Source organism: Mesorhizobium sp. M1A.T.Ca.IN.004.03.1.1, from assembly GCF_003997555.1.
Classification (GTDB): domain Bacteria; phylum Pseudomonadota; class Alphaproteobacteria; order Rhizobiales; family Rhizobiaceae; genus Mesorhizobium.
On the sequence record NZ_RZTV01000012.1, the window covers coordinates 117,862 to 133,467 of the forward strand.

At 63.1% G+C, this 15,606-nt stretch carries 15 protein-coding genes; 3 read left to right on the plus strand and 12 right to left on the minus strand.

The window, feature by feature from the left end; translation table 11 throughout:
• Positions 1-3: 3 nt before the first annotated feature.
• On the minus strand, positions 4-348 hold the full coding sequence (locus EOD29_RS26895) for a RidA family protein (protein ID WP_095826090.1): 345 nt from the start codon (positions 346-348) through the stop codon (positions 4-6).
• A 34-nt stretch (positions 349-382) separates the two neighbouring features.
• Positions 383-1,708, minus strand: a complete 1,326-nt coding sequence (locus tag EOD29_RS26900; RefSeq protein ID WP_127242075.1) for an alanine racemase — start codon at positions 1,706-1,708, stop codon at positions 383-385.
• Positions 1,709-1,776: 68 nt separating this feature from the next.
• On the opposite strand from EOD29_RS26900, the gene EOD29_RS26905 reads away from it, so the two are divergent.
• On the plus strand, positions 1,777-2,721 hold the full coding sequence (locus tag EOD29_RS26905) for an amidohydrolase family protein (RefSeq protein ID WP_127248445.1): 945 nt from the start codon (positions 1,777-1,779) through the stop codon (positions 2,719-2,721).
• Here EOD29_RS26905 and EOD29_RS26910 read toward each other — a convergent pair.
• Genes EOD29_RS26910 through EOD29_RS26925 form a run of 4 tightly spaced genes read right to left on the minus strand, consistent with a single transcriptional unit; the run spans position 2,695 to position 7,201 of the window.
• Complete coding sequence (locus EOD29_RS26910) at positions 2,695-3,666, minus strand: ABC transporter permease (protein WP_127248446.1); 972 nt, start codon at positions 3,664-3,666, stop codon at positions 2,695-2,697. The two genes, EOD29_RS26905 and EOD29_RS26910, sit on opposite strands and share 27 nt — an antisense overlap.
• Complete coding sequence (locus EOD29_RS26915; RefSeq protein ID WP_127248447.1) at positions 3,663-4,628, minus strand: ABC transporter permease; 966 nt, start codon at positions 4,626-4,628, stop codon at positions 3,663-3,665. The genes EOD29_RS26910 and EOD29_RS26915 overlap by 4 nt, the downstream gene beginning before the upstream one ends.
• Positions 4,625-6,124: a sugar ABC transporter ATP-binding protein gene (locus EOD29_RS26920; protein ID WP_127248448.1), complete on the minus strand. Its 1,500-nt coding sequence runs from the start codon at positions 6,122-6,124 to the stop codon at positions 4,625-4,627. Before EOD29_RS26920 ends, EOD29_RS26915 begins: the two co-directional genes overlap by 4 nt.
• Positions 6,125-6,148: 24 nt before the next feature.
• Positions 6,149-7,201: an ABC transporter substrate-binding protein gene (locus EOD29_RS26925; protein WP_127248449.1), complete on the minus strand. Its 1,053-nt coding sequence runs from the start codon at positions 7,199-7,201 to the stop codon at positions 6,149-6,151.
• A 239-nt stretch (positions 7,202-7,440) separates the two neighbouring features.
• On the opposite strand from EOD29_RS26925, the gene EOD29_RS26930 reads away from it, so the two are divergent.
• Both EOD29_RS26930 and EOD29_RS26935 read left to right on the plus strand, forming a co-directional pair.
• Positions 7,441-8,241 carry an IclR family transcriptional regulator gene (locus tag EOD29_RS26930; RefSeq protein ID WP_127248450.1) on the plus strand — a complete coding sequence of 267 codons (801 nt, stop codon included), beginning with the start codon at positions 7,441-7,443 and terminating at the stop codon, positions 8,239-8,241.
• Positions 8,242-8,321: 80 nt separating this feature from the next.
• The gene (locus EOD29_RS26935) at positions 8,322-9,203 is read left to right on the plus strand and encodes a DMT family transporter (RefSeq protein WP_127240814.1); all 882 of its coding nucleotides are present in this window, start codon (positions 8,322-8,324) and stop codon (positions 9,201-9,203) included.
• Between the two features lie 73 nt (positions 9,204-9,276).
• Here EOD29_RS26935 and EOD29_RS26940 read toward each other — a convergent pair whose 3' ends face one another.
• From EOD29_RS26940 to EOD29_RS26965, 6 genes are all read right to left on the minus strand, one after another.
• A complete protein-coding gene (locus tag EOD29_RS26940) occupies positions 9,277-10,968 on the minus strand; it encodes a hypothetical protein (protein ID WP_127248451.1) in 1,692 nt (563 codons plus the stop codon).
• A 193-nt stretch (positions 10,969-11,161) separates the two neighbouring features.
• Positions 11,162-12,295, minus strand: a complete 1,134-nt coding sequence (locus tag EOD29_RS26945; RefSeq protein ID WP_127248452.1) for a glycosyltransferase family 4 protein — start codon at positions 12,293-12,295, stop codon at positions 11,162-11,164.
• 12 nt (positions 12,296-12,307) lie between these two features.
• On the minus strand, positions 12,308-12,976 hold the full coding sequence (locus EOD29_RS26950; RefSeq protein WP_067000248.1) for a class I SAM-dependent methyltransferase: 669 nt from the start codon (positions 12,974-12,976) through the stop codon (positions 12,308-12,310).
• Positions 12,973-13,365: a GtrA family protein gene (locus EOD29_RS26955; RefSeq protein WP_095826101.1), complete on the minus strand. Its 393-nt coding sequence runs from the start codon at positions 13,363-13,365 to the stop codon at positions 12,973-12,975. The genes EOD29_RS26950 and EOD29_RS26955 overlap by 4 nt, the downstream gene beginning before the upstream one ends.
• A complete protein-coding gene (locus EOD29_RS26960; RefSeq protein WP_197504263.1) occupies positions 13,362-13,937 on the minus strand; it encodes a methyltransferase domain-containing protein in 576 nt (191 codons plus the stop codon). The genes EOD29_RS26955 and EOD29_RS26960 overlap by 4 nt, the downstream gene beginning before the upstream one ends.
• Positions 13,938-14,135: 198 nt before the next feature.
• On the minus strand, positions 14,136-15,356 hold the full coding sequence (locus EOD29_RS26965) for a glycosyltransferase family 2 protein (RefSeq protein WP_095780686.1): 1,221 nt from the start codon (positions 15,354-15,356) through the stop codon (positions 14,136-14,138).
• Positions 15,357-15,606: the final 250 nt, after the last annotated feature.

Genomic DNA, 15,606 nt, shown 5'->3' on the forward strand with positions numbered 1-15,606 from the left:
CTCTCAGGCGGCCGCGACGGCGGTGACTTCGATGCGCAGGTCCGGGTCGGCCAGACGCGCTTCGACGCAGGCGCGTGCCGGCAGGCGCTCGGGATCCACCCAGGCATCGTAGATCTTGTTCATCGCGTCGAAATCGCCGATCTGCGGCAGGAAGATGTTGACCGCCACGAGCTTCGACTTGCTGCTGCCGGCCTCATGCAGCAGCGCCTCGACTTTGGCCAGAACATCGCTGGTCTGCGCTTCGATGCCCCCCTTGCGGTCGTTGGCGACCTGGCCGGCTATATGCACCATGCCGCCATACACCACCGCCTGCGACATGCGAGAGCCGGACTGGAAGTATTTGATCATCTCGGATCCTTTCGAGTTCTTTTTGGAGGCCTGGTCAGCCGAAATAAGTCGGAATGGCATGGGCCACACGACCGGTCTCATCCACACCGAAAATAACGCGATAGCGGTCGAGGCAGGTGCAGGGATGCGAAATGCCGAATTCGATGACGTCGCCGACCGCGATGTCGTCGCCAGGCTGGAGAGCCAGGAAGGCATGCTGATCGTTGAGCTTGACTACCTGCGATTTCTCAGGTGAAGCCGGCAGCGGCTCGCCCGAACGATACACCCTGAGCGGCTTGGGAAAACCCTGGTCGAAGGAGACGTCGCGCATGCCCATGCCGCAAATGACGAGATCAGGTTCCGGCCGCGAAAGCACTTCGGCCCAGACACGCAGGACCGGACGGAAAGAATTGCGCGCCGAGGCGGTGGCGCCGCCGAGCTCGAAACCGCTGCGGCTGTCGACCGCGCCAAGCGATCGGTCATAGACGCCGTGGTCGTGGAAGAAGATGGCACCGCTGCGCAGCACCAGCGTCGCCTTGCCGTCCTGTTCGACCAGCGGCGAAAGCGCCGCCACCACCCTGTCGAAGAAGACCGACCCGCCGGCCGTCACGACCAGGGGAGCCTCGCCGCCGAGGCGAGCGCGGAGCCTGAGGAACATGTCGCCCACCGATGCCAGCAGCGCAGAGACCGCTTCATCGGTGCGCAGCGAATCAGGCTGAGCGGCAGCACCTTCATAGGTGCCGACGCCGGCAATGCGCAGCCGTCCGCCGGTCGCAGCGACGGCATCGGCGATTGCTTCGGCCTCGGCCGTGGTTCGTGCGCCGGCCCTCGCCGCGCCGAGCTCGACCAGGACACGCAACGGCGGGAGATCGGCAGCTGCCCGCCACGCATCCGCCAGCGCCCGCACGGCCGCGACCGAGTCGGCGAAGACATAGAGCTCGGCATCCGGCCACGCGCCAGTCAGTTTCGCGAGCCGGCCTGCACCACCGGCGCCGCCGACCTCGTTGGCAATGATCAGTCTCGAGAGACCCGCCTTCAGCATCACCGTTGCCTGCCTTATATCGGCGACCGTCGTGCCCCAGGCACCGGCCTTGACCAGCGAATGGGCGAGATCCGGCGCCATCGGCGTCTTGGCATGCGGCGCGACCGCAGCGCCCTGCTCGCGCGCATAACGCAGGAACAAGTCGCGATTTGAGGCGAAGGCCGCTTCGTCAAGGGTGAGCAGCGGCAGCGACATGCGGCCATCGGCCGGATGCCAGCCTTGCTGTCCGGCCAGGCTGGAATCCAATCCGGACGTGCCGGGGGGCACGCCACGGATACGATCGTCGAGCATGAAATTTTCATGCACGACAAGCGATTGGGCCGGTGTGTTCTCGCTCATCCGATGCTAACCCTTCCGTCGCCGAACAATGGCTCAACCGATTGCCGGCCAAGGCCTGAGGGAACCGCGTGCCAAATCCCTACTCCGGACCCATCATCGACGCCCATCACCATCTCTGGGATCTCAGCCTCGGCCGCCATCCCTGGCTGACCGCCTATGCCGGCGAACGCGGCGGCCTCGGCGAGCTTGATGCCTTGCGCCGCAACTATCTGCCCGAGGATTATCTGCGCGACGCCGCCCGGCACAATGTCGTCGCCAGCGTCCATGTCGAAGCCGGCTGGGCGAGCGACGACAGCGTCGGCGAGACCCGCTGGCTCGAGACGCTCGACAAGTCGTGCGGCGGCGTAGCGGCGCGCTACGTCGTCCATGTGCCGTTGGCGAGCCACAACGCGGCGGAGTTGATCGAGGCGCAGGCCGCGTTCGACCGCGTCATCGGCATACGCGACATTCTGAGCTGGGACCCTGATCCCGCCCGGCGCTTCGCCGCTCGCGACGGCATAATGGACGATCCCGCCTGGCGCGCCGGCCTTGGCTCGCTCGCCCGGTACGGGCTCTCCTTCGACCTGATGGTGTTTCCACGCCAACTGGCCGAGGCAGCGCACCTCGCCGCGGCCTTTCCCGACCAGCAATTCGTCCTCAACCATTGCGGCAGCCCGATCGACCGTGACCCCGAAGGCTTGCAGAGATGGCGAGACGGGCTGCGGCGGCTGGCCGAGCGCGACAACGTCGCCATCAAGATATCCGACCTGGTCGCTTACGATCATGACTGGACGCTCGAAAGTCTGCGGCCGATCGTTCTGCATTGCATCGACTGCTTCGGCATGAAGCGCGCCATGTTCGGCTCCGACTTCCCGGTCGCCGGCCTGCACGCCTCGTTCAATGAGGTATATGACAGCTTCAAGGTGATCACCGCCGATCTTTCCCGGGACGAGCAGGCGGCGCTGTTCTTTGGCAACGCCGCTCGCATCTATCGCCTGGACGCCGGGTCATCGCCGGGCTTGCTCCCTGCCTGAGAGCAGCAGGAGCCCGAGGATGAGCGAACCGAACAGGATGCTGCGCCAGCCGGGCGATGCATTGACCACGGTGATCAGCGCAGTGATCGTCACCAGCAGGATGGCTCCCGGGATGGTGCCGGCATAGGTGCCGAGCCCGCCGAGGATCGAGGTGCCGCCAAGCACCACTGCGGCGATCGAGGCGAGCAGATAAGGATCGCCGATCCCGACATAGCCCTGCCCGTTCATGCCGAGCACCAGCACGCCCGCGAGCCCCGCCGTGAATCCGCTGATGCCGTAGACGGCCAATGTCGTGGAAATGATCGGCACGCCCGACAGCGAAGCCGCAAGCGGATTGGCGCCCATGGCGAAGATGCGGGCGCCGAAAGGCGTTGCATGCATCAGCGTCAGCACGAGCACGGAAACCGCGATCCACAGCAGGATGCCAGCCGGGATGCCGGCCGGCCGCGCATTGCCAAGCCAATGAACCAGCGGGTTCTCGGCGGTGACGGCACTGCCGCCGGCAATGATGATCAGCAGACCCTGCAGGAATGTCGCCATGGCAAGCGTCATGATCATCGGATGGACGCGCAGCAGCGCCACGCCTAACCCGTTGACCACGCCGATAGCTGTGGTCAGCGCAAGCACCGCGAGCACGGAGGCAAGGCCGGTCGGATCGGCCTGCCATGACAGCAGCGGCAGGCTGATGGCGCTGACGGTGACGATCGCTGCCACCGAGAGATCGATGCCGCCGGCGATCACCACGAAGGTCTGCCCGGCCGCCACGAGGCCGATCACCGCGCCAAGTTCTACCAGGTAGCGCAGATGTCCGTAGGCGCCGAAGCCGCGCGATGCGAAGCTCGCCGCGATCCAGACTGCGACGACGATGGCAAGGGTAAGGGACGGTCGGCTGGTGAGGATCGCCCTGGCGCGTCTGCCGCCGGGGCTGTCGGTCCAGGCTGTCATTGCTGCACCTTGCGGAATTGCGGGATGGCGACCGCGCCGATGATGATCAGCCCTTGCGCGACATACTGCGCTACCGGGGTGAAGCCGAGGAAGAACATCACGCTAATCATCAGGCTGAGCAGCAGGCTGCCGGCGAGCGCGCCTCGCATGGTGCCCTGCCCGCCGAGAAAGCCAATGCCGCCAAGCACGGCAGCGGCAATGGAATTGAGCGTGAAGGCGGTGCCGATGACCGGATCGCCAGAGCCCGTTTGCGCGGCGACGAACAGCCCGGCGCCGGTCGACAAGAGGCCGCTGATCGCATAGGCGGCCACACGCGCCGCGTCGACCGGCACACCGGAACGGTAAGCCCCGACCGGATTCTCGCCGGCGGCATAGAGGCTCAATCCAAGCGGCGTGGCGAGATAGAGCTTCCACAGCAGGACGACCACCACCAGCAGCACGAACGCCGCTGGCGTGTCGCCGGCAAGCAGGTCGGACAGCCAAGCCGGGATGGAGCCGCCAGGCCTCGGCAGGATCAGCAGTGCGGCGCCGCCGATGATGAACGAGCCGGCGAGCGTCACCACGATCGCCGGCAGGCGCAGCCTGACCACGATGAAGCCGGTCGCGGCGCCGATGCCGAGCCCGGCAAGCGCCACGGCGGCCGCGCCGCCGGCGACGCCCAGCGGTCCGCCCATGGTGGTCGCGGCAATGACCGCGCCGAGGCTGACGGTCGCGCCGATCGCAAGGCTGATGCCGCCGGTGAGCATGAGGATCGCCTGCGCCATCGCCACCAGCGCCAGCGGGAACCAGCTCTGGGTGAACTTGGCAAAGCCGGAGACCGTGAACAGGCCCGGAAAAAGCACGGCATAAGCGATGAGAAACGCCAGCACCACCAGGAAGAGGCTGCGAACGCCGATGTTGCGGCGCGCCTGCACCTGCCAGTAGAGCGCGCCGTCGGCTCTCGCGGATGGAATGATGCTCATGCCGCCACCTTCCGCCTCTCTGCACCCATCGCCGCCGACACGATGGCTTCCTCGCTCAGCGCGGCACGCTCGAGCATCCTGGCGACCCGGCCTTCACGAACCACCGCGACGCGGTCGCATAGATGCACCAGTTCCGGCGTATCGGAACTGAGCAGCACGACCGCCTTGCCAGCGGCGGCGAAGGCGCGAAGCATCAGATAGATTTCGCGCTTGGTCCCGACGTCGACGCCACGCGTCGGATCGTTGAGCAGCAGCACCAGCGGATCGTGCGGCATCCACTTCGCCAGCGCGACCTTCTGCTGATTGCCGCCCGACAAGGCCTGCGCCGGACGCTGCAGGTCGCCCTTGATGGAAAGCTGGGCGGCGAGATCCCTTCCCTTCTGGCGTTCAGCCTTGCGGCTGCGTAGCTTCAACGACGGAAGCCTCGCGAGGGAAGGCAACATCATGTTGGTGATGATCGGATGAATAAGGTGGAGGCCCTCGCGCTTACGGTCGGCTGGCACATAGGCGAGCCCCAGCGCGTTGGCTTTCGGCACATTGCCCGGCAGGCCCGACGCGCCGTTTACCGTCGCCGAAACCGTCCTCGCCGGGATGGCCCCATAAAGACCGAGCAGCAGATCCTCCTGCCCCTGACCGACCAGGCCGCCTATGCCCAGCACCTCGCCGGTCCCGATGTCGAGGTCGACGTCTTGCATCAGGCCGGCCGAGAAGCCGCGGACCGAGATGGCGGCGCCGGGCGATACCGACGGCTGCCATTTCGGAAAGAGATCGCCGGGGTCGCGGCCGACCATCAGGCGCACCAATCCAGTCGCGTCGGTTCCCTCCAGCGACCGGTCGGCCGTGCAGGTGCCGTCCTTCAGCACGGTCACATGCTGGCAGAGCGCCATCACCTCGTTGAGCCGGTGCGAGATGTAGAGAATGGCGACGCCTTCTCCACGCAACCGTCCCAACAGGGCGGTGAGGATTTTCGTTTCCGTCGCCGAGAGCGACGAGGTCGGCTCGTCGAGGATGAGCACGCGCGGCCGGCGATAGAGAGCCTTGGCGATCTCCACCATCTGCCGTCGCCCGAGGGATAGATTCCCAACTGGTGTCGACAGCGGCTCGTCGAGGCCGACAAGTTTGCATGCCGCCTTCGCCCGCGCGGCAAGCTCCTTGTAATCGACTAGCCCGAAGCGCTTGGGATAGGCGCCGATGCCGATGTTCTCGGCTATAGAAAGGCTGGCCGTCAGGCTGAGCTCTTGCTGCACGACGGCGATGCCGGCCCGCCGCGCGAGCGCTGGCGTCATGCGTGCCACGGCACGCCCATCGACCTCGATGGTCCCGCTGTCCGGGCGCAAGGCGCCCGACAGGAGGTTGATCAAGGTCGACTTTCCGGCGCCGTTCTCGCCGAGCAGCGCATGCACGCGGCCCGGCTGGAGAGCGATGGAGACGTCGCGCAGGACGGGGTTGCCGAAGAACGCCTTCGACACCCCCCGCGCGGCAAGGAGCGGAGCCATGGTCAATGCTGCGACCTTTCCGGCCTACTTCTGCGCCAGCAGCTTCTTGAACAGCTCCTCATCGTAGGGCGAATAGATGTAACCGTCAGCCGGGAAATCTTTCGCCCGGGCGAGGTATTGATCGATGTTGGAATTGTCGATGACCGGCAGCGGAATCCTGACGAAGGCCGGCACGTCCTTACCCTCCAGCGCCTGGACCGCGGTGTAGGTGGCAAAGGCGCCGAGCCAGTTCGGCTGCATGGTCGCCCAGCTCTTCAGGCCCTTTTCCTTCCACAGCTCGAGGAACTGGCGCGCATTCTCGCCGGTGATCGGCACCTGGTCGCGGCCCTGCTTGTCGAGCGCGAGCACCGCACCGGCCGAGAGCGCGCCGCCAAGCGACAGGATGCCGTCGATCTCGGGATTGGCGAACAGCAGGCTGGTGACGGCTTCCTGGGCCGGCGCGACATTGTACGGCGTGTTGGTCTCGGCGAGGATTTTCACGTCGGGGTGGGCCTTGAGCTCGGCATCGGCGCCCTTGCGGCGGTCGTCGCTGACCGAAACGCCGGCCGGACCGTTGAGGATGAGGATCTTGCCTTTGCCGCCGATGGCGTCGATCAGGAACTTCGCAGCCTGGTCGCCCCACTGCGAGGAATCCGTGTTGACCTTGGCCGTCACCTGGTCGGTATCGACCAGGCTGTCGAAGTTGATGATCGCGATACCCTTGGCGCAGGCATCCGCGATCACGCGCGCCGGAGCGGTCGAGGAACCGGCGATCAGGATGATGGCGTCGACATTGGAATCGATCATCGACTGGATCTGCTGGATCTGCACATTGGCGTCGCCCTGGGCGTCGGTCACGACCAGCTTGTCGACCAGCCCCTGCTTCTTGAGCGCCTCGACCTCGGCTTCGATCGTGCCCTGGGTCTGCTTCATCCAGGTCGGCACGGAATAGATGTTGGCCCAGCCGATCGTATACGGCGCCTTGCGGTCGCCCTTGATGCACTTCGCGGCCGCATCGGCCTGCGAGCCGACACCCACGGCCAGGACGAGACCGAGGCAAAAGGCGCTGGCGGATACGAAAAACGATGACTTCTTCATGACGGTTCCCCTTCTGTAGCTCTTGTCCGGACGCGCGGAGTCGGGACGGCGAAACACCGCGGTCGCCGCGTCGCGGAAACCGCTTGTTCGTCGTCTGGACTTCTTCTGCCCGGCTCGTTAGTTTGTCCGATATTCCAGACAACGTGTCTGTATATCGGACAAACTGGATGCTAGACTGAGCCTTGACATCTTTCAAGCGTCTTGAGACGAGAGCCGAAAATGATTTTTGGGCGGCTGGCATGAGCGAAGGCGCAACTGGTTTGATCGAGGCAGGCGCCGGGGTGCAACCGCAGGCCGGTGAGCGCCGCCGCGGCATCGACCGCGTCATCATGCTGCTCGAGGCCCTGCTGAAGCATCGCGCGCCGATGCGCATCGGCGACATCGCAAAGATGATCAACGCACCCCGTTCGACGACCTATGAGATCGTCAACAGCCTGCTCGGAGCCGAGATGCTCGAAAATGTCGGGTCCGAGGGCTACGTCTATTTCGGGCGGGCGATGCACTTGTTCGGATGGGCGTACTCGCATCACAACGCACACTATCGCCGCATCCTTGAAACGCTGGACAGGATGGCGGCCGAGACCGGCGAGACCGTTCAGCTCTGTGGTCTGCGCGGCAACAAATATGTCGTTCTCGATTGCCGGGATTCCCCTGGCCCTTTCCGCATCTCGAGCGCTGTCGGCGTCGAGGTGCCGATCCCCTGGACGGCGTCGGGGCGGCTGCTGGTCGGCCATATGCAGGAGACGGAACTCAAGGATTTCATTCCTGCCGCCGACTACGAACTCCCCGACGGCCGGGTCATTGCTCCCGACGAATTCTTCGCCGACGTCGACCTGGCTCGCCGGCAGGGCTTCAGCGAGACCTCGGCGCTCGCCGACCGTTTCACCTGGTGCATGGCGGCTCCCATCCGCGACAGCCACGGCGCCATCAACACGACGCTTTGCTTTGTGCTGCCGGTCGATACGCCGGAGCCGCGTCGCAACCAGTTGCTTGAGCTGCTGCGCGAGCGCGCCCGCGCACTGTCGCTCGCCGGAAGCTGAGCCCGAATGCGGCCGTCTGGCCCAGTCGAATGCCGCGACTACCGGTTGCGGCACAACGACGGTCTTGCGACATAGCGCCAATGGCACCCGCTCCCTCGATCACCAAGGCCGCGCTCTGGATGGCGCTGTCGATCGCCTCGTTCCTGGCGATGTCGGTCGCTGGCCGTACCGCGACGGCCGCGCTCAATGTCTTCCAGGTGCTGGAGCTGCGCTCGGTGATCGGCTTCTTCATCCTGCTGCCGCTGGTGCTGATGGGGGGCGGCTTTAGGGCGATGCGCACCCAGCGCCCGCTCGCCCACATTGCCCGCAACGTGGTCCATTATGCCGGCCAGGCCGCCTGGCTCTATGCGCTGACCTTGATTCCGCTGGCCGTGCTGATCTCGATCGAGTTCACGACCCCGATCTGGACGGCGATCCTGGCGGTGAGCTTTCTCGGCGAAAGGCTGTCGCGGGCCAGGCTGACGGCAATCGTGCTGGGGCTGATCGGCGTGGTGATAATCGTGCGTCCCGGCGTCGGCTCGGTCGATCCCGGGCATCTCGTCGTGCTGGGAGCCGCAATGTGCTTCGGCGTCTCGGTGGTCATGGTCAAGTCGCTGACGCGAACCGACAGCGTCGTACGCATCATCTTCTGGATGCTGATCATTCAGTCCGTGGTCGGCCTCGTCCCGGCGCTCTATGTCTGGCGCAACCCGGCAGTCGAACTGTGGCCGTCGATATTGGTGGTCGCCTTCACCGGCATGTCCTCCCATTTCTGCATGGCCCGCGCGCTCAGCCACGCCGATGCGACCGTCATTTCGCCGATGGACTTCCTGCGCGTGCCGCTGTCTGCGCTGATCGGATGGCTGCTTTACAACGAGCAGATCGATGTCTTCACCGCCGGGGGCGCCTTGCTGATCCTGACCGGCAATCTGCTCAACCTGCAGCGCAAGGCGCCTCAGCCTGCCGAAGTCGCGACCTCCTAGCTGCCAGGTCAGACGCCCGGTTGGGTTGCCTGCGAACTGGCGTCGGCGGGACCGTCATCACTCGCCTCATCGCTCAATCGTAGACGCCATCAAATAGAAGATCATTGTCGCCGCCGGCCTTGAAATGTCCGGCGTAAGAGCCCGCTGGCAGCAGCAGGGCTTCGCCCGCACCGTTGCGTAATGTTACGGTCTTTGGCCCGATCGCAAGGTGAAATGGCGGATCAAGCACGGTGCCGTCGATTTCGACCCGGCCCCGCAAAGGCGTTCCATCGGCGCTGTAGAGCGCATAAGTTCCAGCAATAGGAACATCAAAGATCTTCCGCTCACCGGGTTGCAGGCGGAAACCAGCGATCCTGAGGTTTGGCGCCACACGGACATAGCTGTTCAAAATCAGGGGCGCGACTACCGGATAGATATAGTCCATCCGGTAGGACCACAGGATCAGCTTCGGGCGAGACTTGCTAAGCACATTGTAAGCCTCGGAACGCCCGCTTTCCCGCAAGGTCGCGAGCACGTAGTGTTTGTCGAGCCACAAAGTTGTTGGCTCCATTCGATTGGGCAACATTCCTATGCCGTCGAAGTACCGCTCGTCGGGTGCAAGCAATGACTCCGCACGCGCCACCAGCTCAAGTTGGGCCGTATTGTCGAAGCGAAAGTAAAGTATATTGGCAACGAAGCTTATGGCCATCGCCGTGACCAAGGCTATCCACGCCAGGCGCAGATAACGCGCGCGGGCTGCGAGGCCGTCGAGCATCGTCAACGACCATAGCGACATGAACGGCAACGCCATGATGAACACGTAGGGCCACGGCTGGTCGTGCGCGAAGACCAGCACCGTGATGACGACAGAGAAGATCAGCGCAATTCGCCTCCGCTCGTCGAGCTTCATGATCTGTATCAGAGACAGAGCCATGCCGGCGAAACAGAAGACGTAAAGAACATAATTGCGCGCGAGCGTCTGAACCACGAAGCGCCTCAGCCCCCCGTAGTCACCGCCGCCGCGCGTTGCGACCTCAAGAGGGCCGAACACCAAGCTCTTGGCGATGGGAACAGGGTCGGCGCCGCCGAAGATGAAGCAATATGCGATTATAGGCAGAGTCCATCCCAGCACGAGCCATGCCCCGCGGACCATGCCTGCCAGGTAGCGTCTCATCAAAGCCGCGTCGGCGACCAGGCCAAGGCCTAGCGCAAGGTTGAAGTAGATTGATTTCTGCGTTGCGAGAAACGACAGGCCGCTCAAGGCGCCGGCAGCGACAAGCTGCCATCCCCTCAATTCACGGGCCCGTAGCACGACCAGCAGCGCCCCTACGGCGAAGAACACCGCCAGCGGTTCGGCGATAGTGCGAAAGATGCGCTCCATGAAATTCGAGAAGCACAAGAGGACGAGGACAATGGCCAAGGCACGAACCCGATCCTCCCCAAGCGCGCGAGCGCAGGCGTAGACCAAAGCAATGGTCGCGCATGCCAGCAACGCGGTCTGCATACGGCCGACAAGCAGAATGGACGTGGCATCCCAACCGATCAGGTGAGCCAGCTTGTAAAAGGCGGTGGAACCGACCGCCTTGCTTGGCTGCACGGTGGCGAACAGCCCATTAAACAAATGCTTCGCGTATCCAAGCTGACCAAATTCGTCCATGACGAATCGGCAATTCCAAGCCAAGGCGAACAACAACGCGATCTTCAGTACGATCAAAGCGCGTAGAAAGATCGTTAAGCGGCGCGATCCTGCACCGAATAAATCAGTCAGACCTGCTTCTGATCGCATTCAATCCCGCCCTGGAATGAACCTCAGATTTAAGCGACGTTAATTAAGAAAATTGGCTAGGCCACACGGCCCAGACGTTTGGAACCCTGTTCGGTGTTCGTTGCTGGAAGGCCTCAAGCACAGGCCAGGGCCGAAAGCGCCTGAACTTCGGCCAGATGCGGACGCGAAACCGCATCGACCATGGCGAAGTAGGTCAAGGTTTGGCCACTCCTCCGCCTGCCAAGGTCAGCACGCCGAGCGCCGTTGCCCGCCAGTCGTACTGCGCCAACGCGTAACGAGCCATGGCGGCTCGCTCCTCGGAGGTGAGGGCAAGGCTGTCGATGGCATCGGCGCAACGCCTGGCCGACCCGTCGGGATCGGTGAGGTCGATGGCAACGCCACGCAGCCATTTGGCCGCGCCTGGGTCGGCACGGTTGCTCGGTTCGCCGCAGACGACAGGCAGCCCGCAGGCCATTGCCTCTTGAATAACGAGCGGAAAGCCCTCTCCGACGCTCGGCAACAGCAGGAAGTCAGCCCCCCGATAAAGGTCCGCCAGGGCCTGAGGGCTCTGGACACCAAGGTCGTGAACATTGGCAAGTCCCCATTTGCCGGGGTGGATCGGGCCGCTGCCGACCATCAAAAATGCGAGATCCTGGCGGAACGCAGCCAAGGCCCGCAGCACCGACAGTCCTTTCTTCTCGACGTAGCGACCAACGAAAAGAATGCGACGCGTACCCAGGGGGATCGAGATCGCCGCAGGGGCCTCCGGCACAGGCAGCGGGCCTGAAGCGGGATGAAAAATCGCACCGTCAACACCGTTGAACAGCAGTTGGAAGGGAATGCGCGCTGGCGTGCCCACAAGATCATGGCGCACGGTGTCGCTGATGAACACAACTGCGTCAGCGGCTCGGAGCATCGGGCGCGTGATGACGATGTTGGCTAGTGCCATCACGGAGCGGAGAATGCGCGAAGAAAAGGGGATGCCGGCGATATGCTGGATCAGCACCACGCGCTTGCGGAAAGCCTTCGACATCAGCAATGCCAGGATCGATGTCATGTACAGCGCATCGTGCACTACGACCGCATTGCTACGGTGCATTTCGCGGGCCAGCGCGCGAATCGCACGGACGCGCGCCAGCGGCATTGGCAGCCCAATGACCTTCTCGATTGGGTCGACGCAGGCAAGAGGGACCGCTTCAACGTCACTTTCCGGCGGCTGATCGGCATCGCTGGCGGCCCAAACAGCCTGAACGCCCAGTTGCGTGAATTGTCGGCACAAATGCCCGGCCACACGCTCTATGCCGCCGCCGTGACCTTCATAGAAATGGCTGACGGTCAAAATGCGCATCGGACCGACCCATCAAGCGGGCTCGAAGCGCATTGTCACTTCGAGACGATTGGGAAACAGCAGTTCATGGATGCTTTTTCGATATTGCTTCGGCGCAGCGCGACGAGCAATGCGGTAGCCACTTTCGGTTGCTAACTTCCCCCATTCTGCCCGCTTCAAGTAGCGCGCCCAGATCATTCCGCCAAATGGGATATTGCCTATCGCATCCATTGCGGTGAGGCGCAGGTCGTCCAGCCTTCCGCAGCTTTCGTGATCCTTTATGTAAAGCGGACCATCAACCACGCGCCGAATTTCACGCAGCAAGTCCGTACGTGCTGTGACTGGAACGTGATGTACTACATTGTTGAGTGTCGCCGCATCAAAACTACGGTCCGCGAAAGGCAGGGTTTTGCCGTCATACTGCTTGGTCAGCACGCTCAGCGAAGGGCAGAAACGGTCAACCATGTCCACTGTCTGCACCTCATCCACCGGAAAGAGTTCGGCTATGGCTTGAGCGATCACCCCAGTGCCACCACCGACGTCGAGCAATTTGCAATGCTGCTTGTCCCACAGCTCGCGTAGACTATCGAGCATAACCGCCTGATAAGTCGGCGCCTTGTTTCGATAAAAGGCGAGGTGACGCGACAGGATGTCCTGCAGAAGCTTCGGATCGATCGGGCCCATTGCCGTGGCCAAGGTCATGGTCCCCCCGTCATCCAGCGGTTTGGCGTGGCGATAGCCCATCGACCAAGCAGGAAGTTCAGCGCCAGCATGCAGACCGAGGCAAGTGGCGAGGCGAACACCATCGGCAGGCCGGCCTGCTGATGCCAAAACCATATGGTGACAAATGCCAATGGTATGTTGGCGATCATTGCAATGACGTACCGTGCGAAGGTTATGGGAGCCAATGGTCGCCGAAAGGTGAATACGCTATGAAGCACATAGCCAGTGCCCGCCACGACGCAGAAGGACAACAGTACGGCCAGCCACAAACGTATCCCGACCCTGTCAGACAAGATGATGACCACGTTGTGCAGCGCGATGCAGATGCCGGCGATCACCATATAGGCGAAGGGCGTGCGCACGCTCATATCGCTGCCTTCCGAGCGCGGACCAAGAAAACGCAGGCATTGTCGTCGCGTATCTGGGCGGGCGTTAGACGATCTTCCAATTGAGCGCGCAGGTTCATCAACAGGGCAAGGAGCGACGCCAAAATTGCGCCTATGATCGGTAGGCGGCGAAGGAAGAAAGCAAAGCCCGTAAGGCGGATTAGCGTCGTGGTTGCCAAGGGCCCGGCAATCGCATGCACCTCTTCGACTTCGAGGCCGCGATCGGCAAGATCTACGACAAGTCCGGTGCGTGTCCAACGACGATGGTCCTCAGGGTGAGGGTGGTAGAGCCAGCTGCCGTGAGTAGACAACAACAGCACACCGTCATCGCGCAGCAATCTCCGAATCTCGGCGCAGTACGAGTCAAGGTCGCGCACGTGCTCCAGGACCTGTACTGAAAGCACTGCTCCAGCGATGCCATCTGCTAGTGGCACGCGGCCCTGCTCGTCAATTTTCAGGAAGCTGCCCTCGCCGATATCCGCGCCGCGATAGTCGATCTTCATTTCGAACATCATGTCAGCATAGGGCATGTCACCACAGCCGAGATCGACCATTAGTGTGCCCGGCCTAACATGCGCCCTCGCCTCTTTTCGCAACAGCCGAGCTAGCCCGCGCAAGACCAGCCAGTCCGTATCCCAAATCCGCGGAACCGCCCTGCTTCCCCTCATCCCACCAGCTTTCAATGCACCACCGACCTGCTGGCGCCGATTCTATCTTTTTTCCGTCGCGCCAGGCGCTCGATGTCGAAGCGCTCAGAACGCACGCCTATCGTCCAGATTATCAAGCAGCAACTTGAGAACGAAGCCGGACAGCACCATGGACATCCCGGCCACGCAGGCGGTGGTGATCACGAAGGTCAGGTGCACCGACTGCTCCATCGGGCCGCCTATGAAGATCCAATGCAGTGCCAGCAATACGTCCGCGACAAAGCCCGCCACCGCGAGCATGCCGCCGGAAAAGACCAGCCATTCCAGCGGGCGGCCGCGCATCAGCCAAGGCACGACCCGGCCGCCGTGGCCCGGGTGATAGATAGCGATCGCCACCTTGGCCAGCATACCGAAAAGGATGGCCGAAAGGCCAATCAGCGTCGCCATCGCGGAGAGCGCGACGAAGTGAATTCCGAAATACCACCCTCCGATCCGGACAGGTCCCGCCGCGAGGACCGCAAGACCAGCAATACCGGACACCAGCAAGGTCGCTCCCGGTATGAGATACATGGTGTTGGGTGCATGCGCCACGATCAGCCGCAGATGTCGCCAACCGTCGCGGAACGAACGCAGGTGAGGTGGGCGGCCGCGCTTGTCCGGATAGAGCTTGATTGGCACCTCGCGGATCACCAGGCCTGCGCGATGCGCGTTGATGACCATCTCCGAGGCGAACTCCATGCCAGGCGAGCGCGCGCCCATTCGGCGAAACGCATCGCGGGTGAATCCTCGCATGCCGCAATGAAAATCGTGTATCGGAGAATGGTGAAGCCAGCGGGCAATCGTTGAAAGCGCAGGATTGCCGAGATACCGATGCAGAGCGGGCATGGCGCCGGGCTCGATACCGCCGGCGAAGCGATCGCCCATGACCAGTTCGGCACCACCCTCCAGCGCGTCGATGAAGTCGCCTAGGCTGCTCCAGTCGTAGGAATCGTCCGCATCCGCCATGACGAGATACTTGCCTCGTGCAGCTTCAGCCGCCGCGCTGATCGCCGCGCCGTATCCCTTGACCCGCTGGTGCACGACACGCGCGCCGAGGGACTCGGCAATCTCCACCGACCGATCGGTCGACCCATTGTCCCCGACGACGACCTCGCCCTTAATGCCCCGCTTCGAAAAAACGTCAAGCGCCTTGCGAATGCAGATGCCGAGCGTGCGCTCTTCGTTCAGGCAAGGGATAATGGCCGACACGAGAGGGGCCCCTGCGTCATCGGCGTGCTGCCCATCGAGATCAGTTGCGACGATCGCGAGATTCGACTTGTCGACCATCGTGCCCGCTCCTGCCCAATCGTCAGCCTTGCTTACAGCTTGGGCCCCAACATTTCCGCAGCCCAGTTGCAAGATTAGCAAGAACAAGTTAGGCAAAGATATACAGAACCATACGTCGTTGAGCGAATGACGTGGTTTGGCCAGTACGGGTGATGGCGGCGGGGCTTGAATTGGTCGACCGTGAACAATCCGAGCCCTAAGCGGCGACCGGCTTCGGCCGGATTTGAAGCAGGGCAATCAAGAGCGACAA